General features: G+C 71.9%; 15 protein-coding genes, 1 tRNA gene and 1 pseudogene. 9 read left to right on the top strand and 8 right to left on the bottom strand.

From position 1 onward, the window contains the following. From ACPOLA_RS17885 to ACPOLA_RS17860, 6 genes and pseudogenes are all read left to right on the top strand, one after another. Window positions 1–322 (top strand): annotated as a pseudogene (locus ACPOLA_RS17885) (hypothetical protein); the annotation flags it as partial. A gap of 40 nt (window positions 323–362) precedes the next feature. Then, window positions 363–788 carry a YbaB/EbfC family nucleoid-associated protein gene (locus ACPOLA_RS17880; protein ID WP_435771861.1) on the top strand — a complete coding sequence of 142 codons (426 nt, stop codon included), beginning with the start codon at window positions 363–365 and terminating at the stop codon, window positions 786–788. Between the two features lie 12 nt (window positions 789–800). Beyond that, window positions 801–1,397 carry a recombination mediator RecR gene (gene recR, locus ACPOLA_RS17875; RefSeq protein WP_435771860.1) on the top strand — a complete coding sequence of 199 codons (597 nt, stop codon included), beginning with the start codon at window positions 801–803 and terminating at the stop codon, window positions 1,395–1,397. Then, window positions 1,394–2,035, top strand: a complete 642-nt coding sequence (locus ACPOLA_RS17870; RefSeq protein ID WP_435771859.1) for a DUF5063 domain-containing protein — start codon at window positions 1,394–1,396, stop codon at window positions 2,033–2,035. Before recR ends, ACPOLA_RS17870 begins: the two co-directional genes overlap by 4 nt. 74 nt (window positions 2,036–2,109) lie before the next feature. Next, the gene (locus tag ACPOLA_RS17865) at window positions 2,110–3,396 is read left to right on the top strand and encodes an aspartate kinase (RefSeq protein WP_435771858.1); all 1,287 of its coding nucleotides are present in this window, start codon (window positions 2,110–2,112) and stop codon (window positions 3,394–3,396) included. A 127-nt stretch (window positions 3,397–3,523) separates the two neighbouring features. Beyond that, window positions 3,524–4,564 carry an aspartate-semialdehyde dehydrogenase gene (locus ACPOLA_RS17860; protein WP_435771857.1) on the top strand — a complete coding sequence of 347 codons (1,041 nt, stop codon included), beginning with the start codon at window positions 3,524–3,526 and terminating at the stop codon, window positions 4,562–4,564. Between the two features lie 42 nt (window positions 4,565–4,606). On the opposite strand, the gene ACPOLA_RS17855 is transcribed toward ACPOLA_RS17860, so the two are convergent. From ACPOLA_RS17855 to ACPOLA_RS17845, 3 genes are all read right to left on the bottom strand, one after another. Then, window positions 4,607–5,026 (bottom strand): hypothetical protein, encoded by a 420-nt coding sequence (locus ACPOLA_RS17855; RefSeq protein ID WP_435771856.1) that lies wholly within the window; start codon window positions 5,024–5,026, stop codon window positions 4,607–4,609. Window positions 5,027–5,394: 368 nt separating this feature from the next. Beyond that, the gene (locus ACPOLA_RS17850; RefSeq protein WP_435771855.1) at window positions 5,395–5,934 is read right to left on the bottom strand and encodes a DUF6318 family protein; all 540 of its coding nucleotides are present in this window, start codon (window positions 5,932–5,934) and stop codon (window positions 5,395–5,397) included. A gap of 122 nt (window positions 5,935–6,056) precedes the next feature. Continuing rightward, window positions 6,057–6,698: an HNH endonuclease signature motif containing protein gene (locus ACPOLA_RS17845; RefSeq protein WP_435771854.1), complete on the bottom strand. Its 642-nt coding sequence runs from the start codon at window positions 6,696–6,698 to the stop codon at window positions 6,057–6,059. 7 nt (window positions 6,699–6,705) lie between these two features. On the opposite strand from ACPOLA_RS17845, the gene ACPOLA_RS17840 reads away from it, so the two are divergent. Then, on the top strand, window positions 6,706–7,518 hold the full coding sequence (locus ACPOLA_RS17840; protein WP_435771853.1) for a hypothetical protein: 813 nt from the start codon (window positions 6,706–6,708) through the stop codon (window positions 7,516–7,518). Here the strand turns inward: ACPOLA_RS17840 and ACPOLA_RS17835 are convergent. The 3 genes from ACPOLA_RS17835 to ACPOLA_RS17825 form a co-directional block, all read right to left on the bottom strand. Continuing rightward, the gene (locus tag ACPOLA_RS17835; RefSeq protein WP_435771852.1) at window positions 7,464–8,678 is read right to left on the bottom strand and encodes a hypothetical protein; all 1,215 of its coding nucleotides are present in this window, start codon (window positions 8,676–8,678) and stop codon (window positions 7,464–7,466) included. The two genes, ACPOLA_RS17840 and ACPOLA_RS17835, sit on opposite strands and share 55 nt — an antisense overlap. Window positions 8,679–8,789: 111 nt before the next feature. Then, window positions 8,790–8,863, bottom strand: a tRNA-Pro gene (locus ACPOLA_RS17830). 134 nt (window positions 8,864–8,997) lie between these two features. Beyond that, a complete protein-coding gene (locus tag ACPOLA_RS17825; protein ID WP_435771851.1) occupies window positions 8,998–9,942 on the bottom strand; it encodes a metallophosphoesterase in 945 nt (314 codons plus the stop codon). Between the two features lie 36 nt (window positions 9,943–9,978). Here ACPOLA_RS17825 and ACPOLA_RS17820 point away from each other — a divergent pair, with 36 nt between their 5' ends. Then, window positions 9,979–10,437 (top strand): GatB/YqeY domain-containing protein, encoded by a 459-nt coding sequence (locus ACPOLA_RS17820; RefSeq protein ID WP_435771850.1) that lies wholly within the window; start codon window positions 9,979–9,981, stop codon window positions 10,435–10,437. Window positions 10,438–10,491: 54 nt separating this feature from the next. On the opposite strand, the gene ACPOLA_RS17815 is transcribed toward ACPOLA_RS17820, so the two are convergent. Next, window positions 10,492–12,822, bottom strand: a complete 2,331-nt coding sequence (locus ACPOLA_RS17815; protein WP_435771849.1) for a transglycosylase domain-containing protein — start codon at window positions 12,820–12,822, stop codon at window positions 10,492–10,494. Between the two features lie 249 nt (window positions 12,823–13,071). Between ACPOLA_RS17815 and ACPOLA_RS17810 the strand changes: the two genes are divergently transcribed. Further along, window positions 13,072–13,365, top strand: coding sequence for a WhiB family transcriptional regulator (locus ACPOLA_RS17810; RefSeq protein ID WP_435771848.1), 294 nt, complete (start codon window positions 13,072–13,074; stop codon window positions 13,363–13,365). Between the two features lie 50 nt (window positions 13,366–13,415). Here ACPOLA_RS17810 and bagB read toward each other — a convergent pair whose 3' ends face one another. Next, window positions 13,416–14,633 carry an ArsA family ATPase gene (gene bagB, locus ACPOLA_RS17805; RefSeq protein ID WP_435771862.1) on the bottom strand — a complete coding sequence of 406 codons (1,218 nt, stop codon included), beginning with the start codon at window positions 14,631–14,633 and terminating at the stop codon, window positions 13,416–13,418. Window positions 14,634–14,636: the final 3 nt, after the last annotated feature.

Here is a 14,636-nt window from a genome sequence, read left to right as displayed (position 1 = left end):
CGGCGCGGCGACCACTGCGCCGGTGCCTGCCGGCGCGTCCGGTGAGCCGGCGCCCGGCGCAGCCCCCGAGTGGGCGCGCGGCGTGCCGACGCCCGACTCCGATCCCCGTGCAGCGCCCGACCCGGTCGCCGCCGACGGCCCGGCCGAGCCGGCCCCCCGGCGGCCGCGGATGGCCGACATCCAGGCCCAGGCCGACGCCCCGCCTGAGGACCCCGACGTCCACGTCGACCTCGACGACGCCGAGGTCGACCCCGAGTCGGGCGCCGACCTGCTGGCCCGCGAGCTCGGCGCGCAGGTGATCGAGGAGATCCCGCGCGGATGACCACCCCAGCGACGACCACCACCAGAGACGAGGCAAGCAGATGAGCGAGAACCCCTTCGACGCACTGACCGGCGGGGGCGGTGGCCTGGGTGGTCTCGACCTCGGCGCCCTTCTCCAGCAGGCCCAGCAGATGCAGGACGACCTCCAGGCCGCCCAGGAGCGGCTCGCGGAGGCGACCGTCGAGGGCTCCGTGGCCGGTGGCGCCGTCACCGTCACACTGAGCGGCGTCGGCGAGCTGACCGGCGTGACGATCAAGCCGGAGGCGGTCGAGAGCACCGACCCCGACGCGCTCGCCGAGCTCGGCGACCTGGTCGTCGCGGCGTTCCGCGACGCCAAGGCCAAGGCCGACGAGCTCGCCGGCCAGACCCTCGGCCCGCTCGCCGGCGGGCTTCCCGGACTCCCCGGGACGCCCGGGCTGCCCGGTCAGGGCGAGCCCGGCCAGGCGCCGGGCAAGCTCGGGTTCTGAGCGGAGCCTCCGGTGTACGAAGGCGTCGTCCAGGACCTCATCGACGAGCTCGGCCGGCTGCCGGGCGTGGGTCCCAAGAGCGCCCAGCGGATCGCGTTCCACCTCCTCCAGTCCGACCCCGCCGACGTGCGCCGGCTGGCCGAGGTGCTGCTGGAGGTCAAGGCCAAGGTGAAGTTCTGCACCACGTGCTTCAACGTCGCCGAGGACGACCAGTGCCGGATCTGCCGCGACCCGCGCCGCGACCCGGCGGTGCTGTGCGTGGTCGAGGAGTACAAGGACGTCGTGGCGATCGAGCGCACCCGTGAGTTCCGGGGGCGCTACCACGTCCTCGGGGGTGCGATCTCGCCGATCGACGGCATCGGTCCCGAGCAGCTCCACATCCGCGAGCTGCTCACCCGGCTGGGTGACGGGACGGTGACCGAGGTGATCCTGGCGACCGACCCCAACCTCGAGGGGGAGGCGACCGCGACGTACCTCACGAGAATGCTGGGGCCGCTGGGCTTGCGCGTGACCCGGTTGGCGAGTGGACTTCCCGTAGGTGGTGACCTGGAGTACGCCGACGAGGTCACCCTCGGGCGAGCTTTCGTAGGAAGGCAGGCGGCAACATGACCAAGGGCACGGAGAGTGCGACCGACCAGCTGCCCGGGATGGCGGCGCTCCAGGCGCTGCTGGCCGTCGAGGCGGAGACCGTCCGGTTCGCCGACGACATCGCGGGCTCGGTGCGCTCGTTCCTCGAGAGCCTCCGGGTGATCGCCGGGCAGGCGACCGCGGGCCAGGCGGTGTCGCTGCTGCTGCTCCAGATCGGCCAGATCGCCCTCGCCGGGTCCCGCCTCGGCGTGCAGCGCGACTTCGCCCCGCGCGACGAGTACCAGCCCGACGTGGGTCCGGATGCGGACCTCGACGAGCTGCGGGTGCGGCTGGCGACGCTGCTGGGCAACGTCGACACCTACTGCTACGTCTTCGACCCCTACCAGCCGGAGGTCGTGGAGGGGCTGCTCTCCGACGACCTCACCAGCATCGCCGCGGACCTCGAGCTCGGGCTGCGCCACTACGCCGCGGGCGACGTCGAGGAGGCGCTGTGGTGGTGGCAGTTCTCCTACGTCTCGTCGTGGGGCGCCCTCGCCGGGGCGGCCATGAAGGCGCTGCTGTCGGTGGTCGCCCACGACCGGCTCGACGTCGACCACCCGTCGGAGCAGGAGCAGATCGAGGCCATCGAGGCGGTGCTGGACAGCGGGGAAAAGGCGTAGCGCGCTCTCGGTAGAATCGGCCCGGCGCCTTCCGCGGGCGCGGTCCCTTCCCCGCAAGCCAGGAGTGAGCCCTCGTGGGCATTGTCGTGCAGAAGTACGGCGGCTCGTCGGTCGCCGACGCCGCGGGCATCAAGCGCGTCGCGCAGCGCATCGTCGACGCCAAGAAGCTGGGCCACCAGGTCGTGGTCGTGGTCTCGGCGATGGGGGACACCACCGACGAGCTGATCGACCTGGCCAACGAGGTCTCGCCGCTGCCGCCCGCCCGTGAGCTCGACATGCTGCTCACCGCCGGCGAGCGGATCTCGATGGCGGTGCTGGCGATGGCCATCCAGACCCTCGGACACGAGGCGCGGTCGTTCACCGGCTCCCAGGCGGGCGTGATCACCGACGCGGCCCACGGCAAGGCGAAGATCATCGACGTGACGCCGAGCCGGATCCAGGCGGCCATCGACGAAGGCGCGATCGCCATCGTCGCCGGCTTCCAGGGCGTCTCCCAGACCACGAAGGACATCACCACCCTGGGCCGGGGCGGCTCGGACACCACGGCCGTCGCGCTCGCCGTCGCGCTGCGGGCCGACGTGTGCGAGATCTACTCCGACGTCGACGGGATCTTCACCGCCGACCCCCGGATCGAGCCGCGTGCCCGCAAGGTCGACCGCATCTCCTACGAGGAGACGCTGGAGATGGCCGCGCAGGGCGCCAAGATCCTGCACCTGCGCTGCGTCGAGTACGCACGCCGCTACGACATGCCCATCCACGTCCGCTCGTCCTTCTCGGAGAAGGAGGGCACCTGGGTCGTGAAGGCCGAGGACGTCGCACAGGACAACACGGAGAGTTCCATGGAAGCTGCCATCATCACCGGCGTCGCCCACGACCGCAGCCAGGCCAAGATCACCGTGGTCGGCGTGCCGGACAAGCCGGGCGAGGCGGCGGCCATCTTCCGCGCCGTCGCCGACTCGCAGATCAACATCGACATGATCGTGCAGAACGTCTCCGCGGCCGCGACCGGCCGCACCGACATCTCGTTCACCCTCCCGCGGGGTGAGGGCCAGACCGCGATGAACGCGCTGTCCCGGCTGCAGGAGAGCGTCGGCTTCGAGCGCCTCCAGTACGACGACAGCGTCGGCAAGGTCTCCATCGTCGGCGCCGGCATGAGCTCCTCCCCGGGCATCTCGGCCCGCTTCTTCGAGGCGCTCTCCGACGCGGGCGTCAACATCGAGATGATCTCGACCTCGGAGATCCGGGTGTCGGTGGTCGTCTCCGAGACGCAGGTGCAGGACGCGGTCACGGCCGCGCACGCCGCCTTCGACCTGGGTTCGGACGAGATCGAGGCCGTCGTGTACGGCGGGACGGGGCGCTGACCGCCATGGGCATCAACATCGGAGTGGTCGGCGCGACCGGCCAGCACACCCCACGACGTTCTTCGCTCCTCCGCTTCGCTCCCCCGCGAACAACGCCGCGGGGACCCCGCCACCTCAGGGAGATGTCATGGTGAACATCGGTGTTGTCGGCGCCACCGGCCAGGTGGGCGTCGCGATGCGGCAGATCCTGCTCGAGCGGGACTTCCCCGCCGACTCCATCCGCTTCTTCTCCTCGGCCCGCTCGGCCGGCAAGACGCTGGCGTTCGGCGACCGCGAGGTCGTCGTGGAGAACGCCGACACCGCCGACCCCGCGGGACTCGACATCGCGCTCTTCTCCGCCGGTGCGACGGCCTCCCGGGCGCTCGTCCCCAAGTTCGTCGACGCCGGCGTGATCGTGGTCGACAACTCCTCGGCGTTCCGCAAGGACCCCGCCATCCCGCTGGTCGTGTCGGAGGTCAACCCCGACGCGGCGCGTGAGGTGATCGAGGCCGGCCGCGGCATCATCGCCAACCCGAACTGCACCACCATGGCAGCCATGCCGGTGCTCAAGCCGCTGCACGACGAGGCCGGTCTCGTCCGGCTGATCGCCTCCACCTACCAGGCCGTCTCCGGCTCCGGCATCGCCGGCGTCGAGGAGCTCGCGACCGGCGTCTCCGCCGCTGGTGACAAGGCGCGCGAGCTGGCGTACGACGGCGAGGCGGTCGCCTTCCCGGAGCCGTCGGTCTACAAGCGCACCATCGCCTACAACGTGCTGCCCTTCGCGGGCAGCCTCGTCGACGACGGGCTGCACGAGACCGACGAGGAGCAGAAGCTCCGCAACGAGTCGCGCAAGATCCTCGGCATCCCGGACCTGCGCGTCTCCGGCATCTGCGTCCGGGTCCCCGTCTTCACGGGTCACTCGCTGGCGATCAACGCGGAGTTCGAGCGGCCGATGCCCGTCGAGCGGGCCCGCGAGCTGCTCTCCGGTGCGCCGGGTGTGGAGCTCTCCGAGATCCCCAACCCGCTGCAGGCTGCCGGCAAGGACCCCTCCTACGTCGGTCGGCTCCGGCAGGACCCGGGTGTCGACGACGACCGCGGCCTCGCCCTGTTCGTCTCCAACGACAACCTCCGCAAGGGCGCGGCCCTCAACACCGTCCAGATCGCCGAGCTGGTCGTCGCCGCGCGCTGAGCTGACTGCGGATCACCGGTCGAGGCCGATCCTCATCGCGCGTCACCGGCCGTAGCCGACCAGCTTCGGCTGCGCCTCGATGGCCCGGAGCCGCTGCGCCGGCCCGTCGACGGTGACGGTGCCCGGGATCGTCCGCCACGGCCCGCCACCCACCCGGAAGCGCCCGCTGTAGACGGTGTCGAGACTGGGCCGGTACGTGCCCGTGCGGGTGTAGTTGTGCGTCACCGCGAGCTCCGGGTACGGCGCCCCCGGCTCCGTCGTCCGCAGACTCGCCCCGTCGTCGAAGTGCCACACGTACTCCGCCGGCGTCGCCTCGATCGTGATCGGCTGTCCGAGGAGGGTGACCTGACGCGTGATCGGCTCGGTGCTCGTGGTGTAGAAGTTCGTGTCGAAGTTGACCAGGGTGAGCCCGTCCGGCGGCTGGATGACGAGGCGAGAGGCCGGCCAGTCGAGTCGGCGCATCGCGCGGAGGACCTGCTCGGGGGTGACGGTGGGAGGGCTTCCCGCCGCGGCGTCGCCTATGCATGTGTGACCGGCCGGCTCTCCGTTCGACCAGAGTTGATGCAGGACTCCACGACTGCCGGCGTCATTGGTACAGGCCATGACGCGACCACAGGCGATGCCGACTTGGATCGCGCAGATTGGCAGGACTCGATAGTCGTTGCTGTCGACAGGTGCCGCCCCAGGGTCCACGGCACCGTCGACCCGGCACGTCTCGTAAGCCGTCCTCAGGTTCGTCGCGATGGAGCACCCCGCGTGAGCCGGTGGCGGCCAATTCACGGATGGCATCAGCGCTACGACAATCAGGATGAGGCCCGCGGATACTGACTTCATGCCACTGCCTCGGTGAAGCCAACGATCCACTGCCCGCGAACCTTCGTGATGTATAGCCGGGAGCGCGACTTTCCACCGGGTAGTCGCAACAGGGGCCCATCGGTCGATTCGCGATAACGAGTGGGACCGGAGCGAGTCGTGATCACCCATTGGTAGTCGGCCTCGCGAGTTATCGACACGATTCGTTCGCCCTCGGTTTCGATCGAACCACCGTTGTCGTAGATCTGCTTTACCTGCTTCGCGAAGTCACGACAGGAGGTGCAGTCGGGTCCAGCGACTGCGAGGTAGGGCGCGGGATCACCGGTCCGCTGGATGTGATTGCCGAGCGCGACCCAGCGCCTGATGAACTGGCGCGGCGTCTCGTCCTTCGGCGGATCCGTGAGCGAGTCGGCGGCCGCTGGGCTGGTGCTGGGCGCTTCGGGCGTGCTGGTCGGCGTCCAGGTCGACTCGGGCTCGGCGGGCTCGCCGTCGTCGGCGCAGCCGGCCAGCACGAGAGCAGCGGCGAGTGCGAGGGTGAGGGCGCGGGGGATGCGCATGGGTCCTCCCGAGAGTGGTGCTCACCCCGGACCAGGGGTGCGTCTCGGACGTTATCTCGCGATGCCGGGCGCGTGCCAGCGCCTGCGGCGGGATTGTGGACGGTGCACGGCCGACGACCACGTCACTCCCGTCGGCGGAACCGGGCGGCGCCCGAGGACGACCACTCGACGCTCCACTTCGGGTCGTGAGCGCGGTGGTGGTGGAGGAAGCAGAGGAAGGCGAGGTCGGCGAGGTCGGTGCGGCCGCCCTCGGCCCACGGCCGCTTGTGGTGCGCCTCCGTCCAGGCGGCCGGCACGTCGCACGACTCCTCCTGGCAGGTCTGGTGGTGCAGCAGGTGGGCCCGGCGCTGAGCCGGCTGGAACAGTCGCCGGCTGCGCCCGAGGTCGAGCACCTCGCCGTCGCCGCCCAGCACAGCCGGTAGCAGGCCCTGGGTGCGGGCGAGCTGTCGGACACCGGTGACCGAGAGCCGGTCGGCGGTGTCGAGGGTGCCGGCGCCCGTCGACCTGCGGAGATCGGCCTCCGCGACGGTCACCACGATGCTCACCGGCGTACCGCCGTGCTGGGGCAGGCCGTCGACCGGGAGGTGCCGCAGCAGCAGGCAGAACGCCTGACCGCGTCGTTGGCCGGCGCTCAACCGCTCGCTCGCGGGCGCGGCCGTGCCGTCGGCGCGCTGACGCGGACTCGTGTAGGCCTCGACGGCCTTGCGCAGGATCGCTGCGTCCAGGTCGGGGGACCCGTCCCACGATCCTGGTCGTGCCGTCACCGAGCCGGTGCAGGGAGAGCTGCGTCGCCTGCAGCGCGGCCCGCTCCTCCTTCTCCAGGAGGTCGCGCTCGACCTCGTCGGCCGCATCGGGCGCCACCGCCTCGAGGAGCCGGCGGCCGAGGATCTTCAGCTGCCGCGGAGTGAACACCGCCGCCTCGCCGACGAGGTGCGCCTCCGCCTTCGCCAGGAGCGCTGCTCGCGCCCCAGCGGTGTCGTGGCCCGGAACGACCTCGGGCAGGGCGTCCAGCGCGTCGACGATCACCCGCGCGTGGTCGACGCCGATCCGGCCGTCGTCGAGCGCTCGGCCCACGGTCGGATAGCTGTCCAGGATGCGGCGGCCCAGCCGCTCGTGGCCGACGTAGCGACCAGGGTGGTTCGCGTCGGCGTGGGCCAGCCAGTGCGCCGCCGACCGGGCACCGGCGCGCTCCGCGACGTCGTCGGCCCCGGCCAGCACCCGGATGATCCGGGCCTGGACCCGGTGGCTCGCACGCAGCAGCTGGCGGAGGTACTCCGCCTTGGCGTCGGCCGTCAGGAAGTCGGGATCGAGGCCCTCGGACTCGTCCAGCGCCCGGTGCAGCGTGGACACACCGGCCAGCAGCGGGTGCTGCGCGGCCGTCGGCTCCGTCGTGTCCATGCCGCCCAGGCTTCGCCGTACCACCGACACCCGACGCGGCACGCCCGTACCACCTGTGGAGTACGACGCCCGCCGGGCGCCCTGTGGACGCCAGCTGGCGCACAACCGCCCGGGCGACCGTCCGCCGCGAATCAGGTCTCGGCAGGCTCCACGAAGGTCTTGGTGATCCAGACCGACGCCATGTAGGCGCCGATGCTGAGCAACGGGATCACGATGATCATCGCCCAGCTGTCGAGGAAGTCGATCAGCAGCAGCAGCGCGATGACGGCGACGAAGCCGACCGCGAGGAAGCTGCTGCCGCCCGGGTCGGGCACCAGGAACGCCTTGAGCAGTGCGCTGCCGAGCAGCACGCTGAGCGCGAAGATCGCCGCGAGCAGCAGGAAGCCGGGGCCGCCGCCGCACGACGCGGTGCCGCGGACCGCCTCGCAGCCACGCAGCGAGAGCCAGGTCAGCACCACCATCGCGGCGCCCACCACCAGGCCGCTCAGTGCCGCGGCGCGGTAGATGGTCAGCAGGGGGCCGTCGTCCTCGGCCAGCGCGGCGATCTCGGCATCCTCGAGGTCGGCGTCGGTGACCGGCTCGGGCTCGACGTCGGCGGCCGGCCGGCCGCGGGTGCCCCGCGGCATCCGGAACAGCGGCTTGCGGGCCGTCGGCTGCCGGGCGTCGGCCTCGACCGGTGCCTCGTCGACCGGTGCCTCGTCGACCGGTGCCTCGTCGACCGGTGCCTCGTCGACCGGGGCCTGATCGAACCGTGCCTCGCCGACCCGTGTCTCCTCGATCCGCGTCTCGTCAGCCGGCTCGCTGTCGGCCTGCGGGGAGGCCTCGGCCGCCTTGACGTCCTCGATGACGGAGGTCAGCTCCTCGTCGGCGGCGTCGTCAGGGACGGCCGCCACCGGGGTCGTCGAGGCATCGACCGACCCGCCAGCCCCGCCAGCCCCGCCAGCCCCGTCGGGCCCGTCCGGCTCGGCGTCGGTGTCCACGCCCTCGATCACCGCGGTCTGCTCCTCCGTCCCCGCGGCGCCGCCTGCCCCCTCGCCGCTCTCGGTCTCAGCGCTCTCGGCCTCCTCGGCCTCCTCGGCCTCAGCGTCCGCGGCACCGCCGGTTCGGGCCTCCTCGACCGGCTCGACCGTCGGCTCCGTGGCCTCCTCGGCGGCGGGGGTGCCCGGCACGTCCTCGGGCGCCTCGGAGACCTCGCCGGCGGCTCCCGGCGAGGTGGTCGGACGATTGGCAGGGCGCGCCGGGGTGGCGGGCTCGGGAGTGCCGGCCTTCGCGGTCGGCTTCTTCTTCCGCCCGAACAGCTTGGGCGGCTCCAAGCTGAGCTTCAGCTTGTCCTGCTCGTCAGACATGGGGTGCAGTGTGTCACGAACCCCCGGCAGTGGAAGCCGTGGCCGAAAGCCGAAAGCGGTGGTCGAAAACGACGAGAGGTGGACCCGTTCCCGGGTCCACCTCTCGGCCTGTCGGGCTGACAGGATTTGAACCTGCGGCCTCCTCGTCCCGAACGAGGCGCGCTACCAAGCTGCGCCACAGCCCGCCGTGCGCCGGCCCCGACCGGGCCCGCTCACAAGCAGGGGAGCATACCGGAGCGGATCGGGCGACCTGCAATCGCGGGGGTCGGGGCACCCGGTCGTCCGGCGGAGACCCTCGACCTCGCGGGGCGGCGGCCGGTCAGCCCCGTGGGAGCAGGGTCAGCAGGACGGCCTCGGGGCGGCAGGCGACCCGGATCCGGGTGTAGGGGCTGGTGCCGATGCCGGCCGACACCTCCAGCCACGTGGAGCCCGGGTCGCCGGGGCGGGAGCCGGCGGGGTGGCGGTGCAGCCCGCGGACCCGCTCGGGGTCGAGGTCGCAGTTGGTGGTGAGCGCGCGCGGTCCGCCGGGCAGCGGCAGCCGGACCTGCCCGCCGTGGGTGTGGCCGGCCACGACGGCGTCGTACCCGTCGGCGGCGAACCGGTCGAGCACGCGCAGGTACGGCGCGTGGGTGATCCCCAGCCGCACGTCGGCGTCGGCGTCGGCGGGTCCGGCGACGGCGGCGAGGTCGTCGTACCCGAGGTGCGGGTCGTCGACGCCGGCGAAGGCGAGCACGGTCTCGCCCACGGCGAGACGGCTCCGGGTGTTGGTGAGGTCGAGCCAGCCGGCGCCGGTCAGGCCGGCCGAGAGCTCGCGCCACGGCAGCTGCGGTCCGTCGGTGTGGCGCTTGCCGGTGTCGGGCGTCAGGTAGGCGAGCGGGTTGCGCAGCCGCGGCTCGAAGTAGTCGTTGGAGCCGTGCACGAAGACGCCCGGCCGGTCGAGCAGCGGGCCGAGGCTGTCGAGCAGGACGGGCACCGCGTCGCGGTGCGCGAGGTTGTCGCCGGTGTCGATCACCAGGTCCGGCTCGAGGGCCGCCAGGCTCCGCAGCCACTGCTGCTTGCGGTCCTGGCCCGGCGTCAGGTGGATGTCACTGAGGTGGAGCACCCGCAACGGCCGCCTCCCGGGCGGCAGGATCCGCAGGTCGAACCTCGTCAGCGAGTACTGCCGCGCCTCCCACAGGGCGTACGCCGTGACCGCGGCGCCGCCCGTCCCGGCGGCCACGGCTCCGGCCCGGGCGGCCCGCAGCACCGATCGCACCAATCCCATTCGGCAAGGCTGACACACGGCGGGCACAATCAGGCCATGAGCACCCTCAAGGACCGCCTCCGCGCCGACCTCACCACCGCCATCAAGGCTCGTGACGAGCTGCGGTCGTCCACGCTGCGGATGATCCTCACCGCGGTGACCAACGCCGAGGTCGCCGGCAAGGTCGCCAAGGAGCTCACCGACGACGAGGTGCTCACCGTGCTCGCCAGCGAGGCCAAGAAGCGCCGGGAGGCCGCGGTCGCCTTCGAGGAGGGCAACCGGCCCGAGAGCGCGGCCAAGGAGCGTGCCGAGGCCGCGGTGATCCAGGACTACCTGCCCGAGCAGCTCGGTCCCGAGGAGATCGCCGCGATCGTCAAGGACGCGGTCGAGCAGGCCGGCGCCGCCGGTGCCGGCCCCAAGGCGATGGGCAAGGTGATGGGGATCGTGCAGCCGCAGGTCAAGGGCCGCGCCGACGGCGCCGCCGTCGCCGCGGAGGTACGACGCCAGCTCGGCTGAGCGGACCCGTCGCCGTCGCTGCGGGGCTGACTCGGCCGGCTCGGCCGGCTCGGGTCAGCCGCGGCCGCGGTTCTTCTTCTTGTTCTTCTTCCCCTGCTGCTTGCGCTCGACCTTCGGGGAGCCGTCGGAGATGTAGAGGGTGATGGTGTCGCCGGCGGCGCGCTGCTCGCCGGTGCCGGGGTAGGAGTAGGCGACCAGGCCCCGGTCGTAGCTGGAGTCGACCATCGAGCCGCGGGCGACGCGGAAGCCCATCCCCTCCAGCTCGGACTTGGCGTCCTCGAAGGAGCGGCCGCCGACCGCGGGGATGCTCATCAGCAGGCCGCGGATGTCCTGGCCCGACGGCCGGACGAAGTTCTCGTCCGGCAGCCACTGGGCGATCCGCTGGAACGCCCCGCCCCAGATCGGCCCGGCGGTGGTGGAGCCGGCGGTCGTGAACCGCGTGTAGCCACCGATGCTCTGGCCGTCGAGGCTGATCTGCGTGCCCTCCCGGTTGGCTCCGGCGACGACCGCCGCGCCGGCGAGGTTCGGGGTGTAGCCGGCGAACCACACCGACTTGTTGTCGTTCACCGTGCCGGTCTTGCCGGCGGCGGGCTGACCGGGGTTGAGAGCGGCGCCGAAGCCGCCGGGCTCGACCACGCCGCGCAGCACGTCGTTGACGGCGTCGGCGACCGGGCCGGGGAGCTCCTGGGTGCACTTCTTGTCGTACTTCTTCAGGACGTTGCTGTCGGCGTCCTCGATCTGCAGGACCGGGCGGGAGGTGCAGTGCACCCCGCGGGCGGCGAAGGTGGCGTAGGCCTCGGCCATCTCCAGCGGGCTGACGTCGTTGATGCCGAGCGTGAACGACGGCACCATGGCGCCCTTGCCGACATCGACGCCGAGGCGGCGGGCCAGCTTCCACGGTTCGCAGACGCCGCCCTCCAGGTTCTGCTCCAGCTGGATGAAGAACGTGTTGATCGACTGGCGGGTGCCGGTGTAGAGGTCGAAGGTGCCCTCGCCGGTGGAGTTCTTCGGCGACCAGACGCCGGTGTCCTGGTAGGGGCCGTCGCAGGTCTCGAACTCGCTCAGCACGAAGGACTTCGGCGACGGCGAGGGGATCTTGGTGTTCAGCGGGATCCCCTGGTCGATCGCCGCCGCGAGCACGAACGTCTTGAACGTCGACCCGGCCTGGAAGCCGTTGGCGTCGCCGTACTTCTTCGGGACGGTGTAGTTCAGGAACGTCTCGCCCTGGTTCTTCCTGGTGCCCATGGGGCGCGACTGTGCGAGACCCCGGACGTTGCCGGTGCCGGGCTCGACGAGCGCCAGCGCGCCGACGGCCTGGTCGCCCTTGAACACCTGCGCGCTCACCGATTCCTGGGCCGCCTTCTGGAAGCCCATGTCGAGCGTCGTCTTGATCGTCAGGCCGCCGCTGAAGATCAGCCGCTCCCGCTCCTCGGGCGTCGCGCCCAGGGCGGGGTCCTCCTTGAGCCAGCTCACCACGAACGCGCAGAAGAACTGCGCCTGCGAGTTCACGCAGCCGTTGGGCTGCTCCTGCACCTTCAGGCCGAGGTTGCGCTTCTTCACCTTCTCGGCCTTGGCCTCGCTGATCACGCTCAGCTGCGCCATCCGGTCGAGCACGATGTTGCGCCGCACCTTGGCCTGCGCGGGGTTCTTGGTCGGGTTGTAGGCCTCCGGGCTCTGCACCAGCCCGGCGAGCAGGGCCGACTGGCGGAGGTTGAGGTCCTTGGCGTCCACGCTGAAGTAGTGCTGGGCGGCGGCCTGGACGCCGTACGCGCCGTCGCCGAAGTAGGCGGTGTTGAGGTAGCGCTCGAGGATCCAGTCCTTGCTGTGCCGCTTCTCCAGGGCGATCGCGTAGCGCAGCTCGCGGAGCTTGCGCGCGTACGTCTCGTCGGTGGCCGCGCGGCGCTCCTCCTCGGTGTCGGCCTGGTTGACGAGGGTCAGCTTCACCAGCTGCTGGGTGATCGACGAGCCGCCCTGCACCACGCCGTCGGCCGCCTGGTTGGTGAACAGCGCGCGGAGCGTGCCGCGGACGTCGAGCGCGCCGTGCTGGTAGAAGCGGTAGTCCTCGATCGCGACGATCGCCTCGACCATCGTCCGGGACATCTGCCGCAGCGGCACGTTCACCCGGTTCTGGTCGTAGAGCGTGGCGAAGGTCCGCCCCTTCTTGTCCTTCAGCTCGGTCCGCTGGGGCAGCTTCTCGGTCTCCAGCTCCTGCGGCAGTTCGTCGACCGACTCGGCGACGTTGCGCGCGGCGAAGCCGGTGACGCCGGCGAACGGGATGGCGAGGCCGGAGACGACCACGCCGAGGACCAGCGAGACGAGCAGCATCACGCCGAGGTGGGAGGCGACCTTGCGGGCAGGCAGGCCGTCGGACCGGGAACGCGACATGCCGCCAGCGTACGGGACCCACCCGACCGTTCCCGAGTCGAGAACGGCGGCCGCGGCCGCCGCGCACCGGGCCGGGATGCTCCGGATGCACCGGGTGCGCCCGCCTCGAGGTAGTCCCATGTGACTACGCAGGTTGGGCCCAACGAGCGGTGTTGGTAATGGAGCGCGTCCTTTACTTTATACCGGTCGAGGAGAACCAAGCGCTGTGGGGGCGCTGGCTCCTCGGTAGTGGGAAATCAGGGGACAACTATGTGGGTTGACGACTGGGCACCGCGTGCCGCGTGCCGGGACACGACGCCGGACCAGCTCTTCGTTCGTGGAGCTGAGCAGAACAAGGCCAAGCAGATGTGCACCGGTTGTGCCGTCCGCACCGAGTGCCTCGCCGAGGCCCTGGACAACCAGATCGAGTGGGGCGTCTGGGGCGGGATGACGGAGCGGGAGCGCCGTGCCCTCCTCCGCCGCAAGCCCAACGCCTCGTGGCGCAAGGTCCTCGAGGACGCGCGCAACCGGCAGCTGTCCGGCAGCGCGACCACCTCGGCCTGACCTTCCCGGCGGCCCTGTCGGCCCGGCCGGTCGAGGGCCCGTCGAGCGGGTCAGCCGGTCTGCGCGAGCAGCCCGCCGACCTTCCGCAGGCCGTCGAGGTCGTGCACGTCGCCGGCCAGCGCCGGTACGACGGCCGCCGGCACCTGCGGGTGCGCGGTGGCGAACCGATCGCGGAGCCCGCGCTCGCGCTCGACGGTGCGGACCCGGTCGGCGTGCAGCCGCAGCAGCCCCGCGGTGAGTGACTCCGGGTCCTGCTTGCGCAACCGCTCGGCGCCGGTCATCGCCTCGTCGGCCGACAGCGCACCGGCGGGCTCGGGGCTGGCCCGGTTGACCACCAGGCCGGCCAGCGGCATGCCGTCCTCGCTCAGCCGCTCGACGAAGTACTCCGCCTCGCGGAGCGCGTCCGGCTCGGGCGCGGCGACCACGAGGAACGCGGTGCCGTCGGCCTGCAGGAGCGAGTAGGTCTGCTGAGCGCGCTGCCGGAAGCCGCCGAAGACCGTGTCCAGCGCCGTCACGAAGGTCTGCAGGTCCTTGAGGAACTGGGCCCCGAGGATCCGGGTGAGGGCGTTGGTGATGATGCCGAAGCCGGCGCTCATCAGCTTGGCGGGCCCCTTCGCCGGAGCGAGCAGCAGCCGCACGAAGCGCCCGTCGAGGAAGCTCGAGAGCCGCTCCGGGGCGTCCAGGAAGTCCAGCGCCGACCGCGACGGCGGGGTGTCGACCACGATCAGGTCGTAGGTGCCGGCGTTCGCGCTCCCCGCGCGGGCGTCCCCGACCACGAACTCGCGGTAGAGCTGGCCCAGCTTCTCCATCGCCATGTACTCCTGGGTGCCGGCGAAGGAGCTCGACAGCGCGACGTAGAACGGGTTCGCCAGGATCTGGCGCGCCTTCTCCGGGCTGGCCTGGGAGAGCACCACCTCGTCGAAGGTGCGCTTCATGTCGAGCATCATCGCGTCGAGCCGGCCGTCACCGGCCACGCCGGCCACCGGGCGAGGGGTGTTGTCGAGCTCCTCGATGCCCATCGACTGCGCCAGCCGCCGCGCCGGGTCGATCGTGAGCACGACGACCTTGCGGCCCCGCTCCGCGGCCCGCAGCGCGAGCGCGGCGCTGGTCGTGGTCTTGCCGACGCCGCCCGAGCCGCAGCACACGATGATGCCGGTCGTCGGGTTGTCGAGGAGGGCGTCGACGTCGAGCGCGGCCGCCCGGTGCCCGGTCGGCGTGGCCGGCCCGAGCCGCGAGGGACGCCTGGCAGTGCTCCGGGCCATGCTCAGCCA

The sequence above is a fragment of the Nocardioides proteolyticus genome, from assembly GCF_051280635.3.
Lineage (GTDB): Bacteria > Actinomycetota > Actinomycetes > Propionibacteriales > Nocardioidaceae > Nocardioides.
This window is presented reverse-complemented; position numbering and strand designations above follow the sequence as displayed.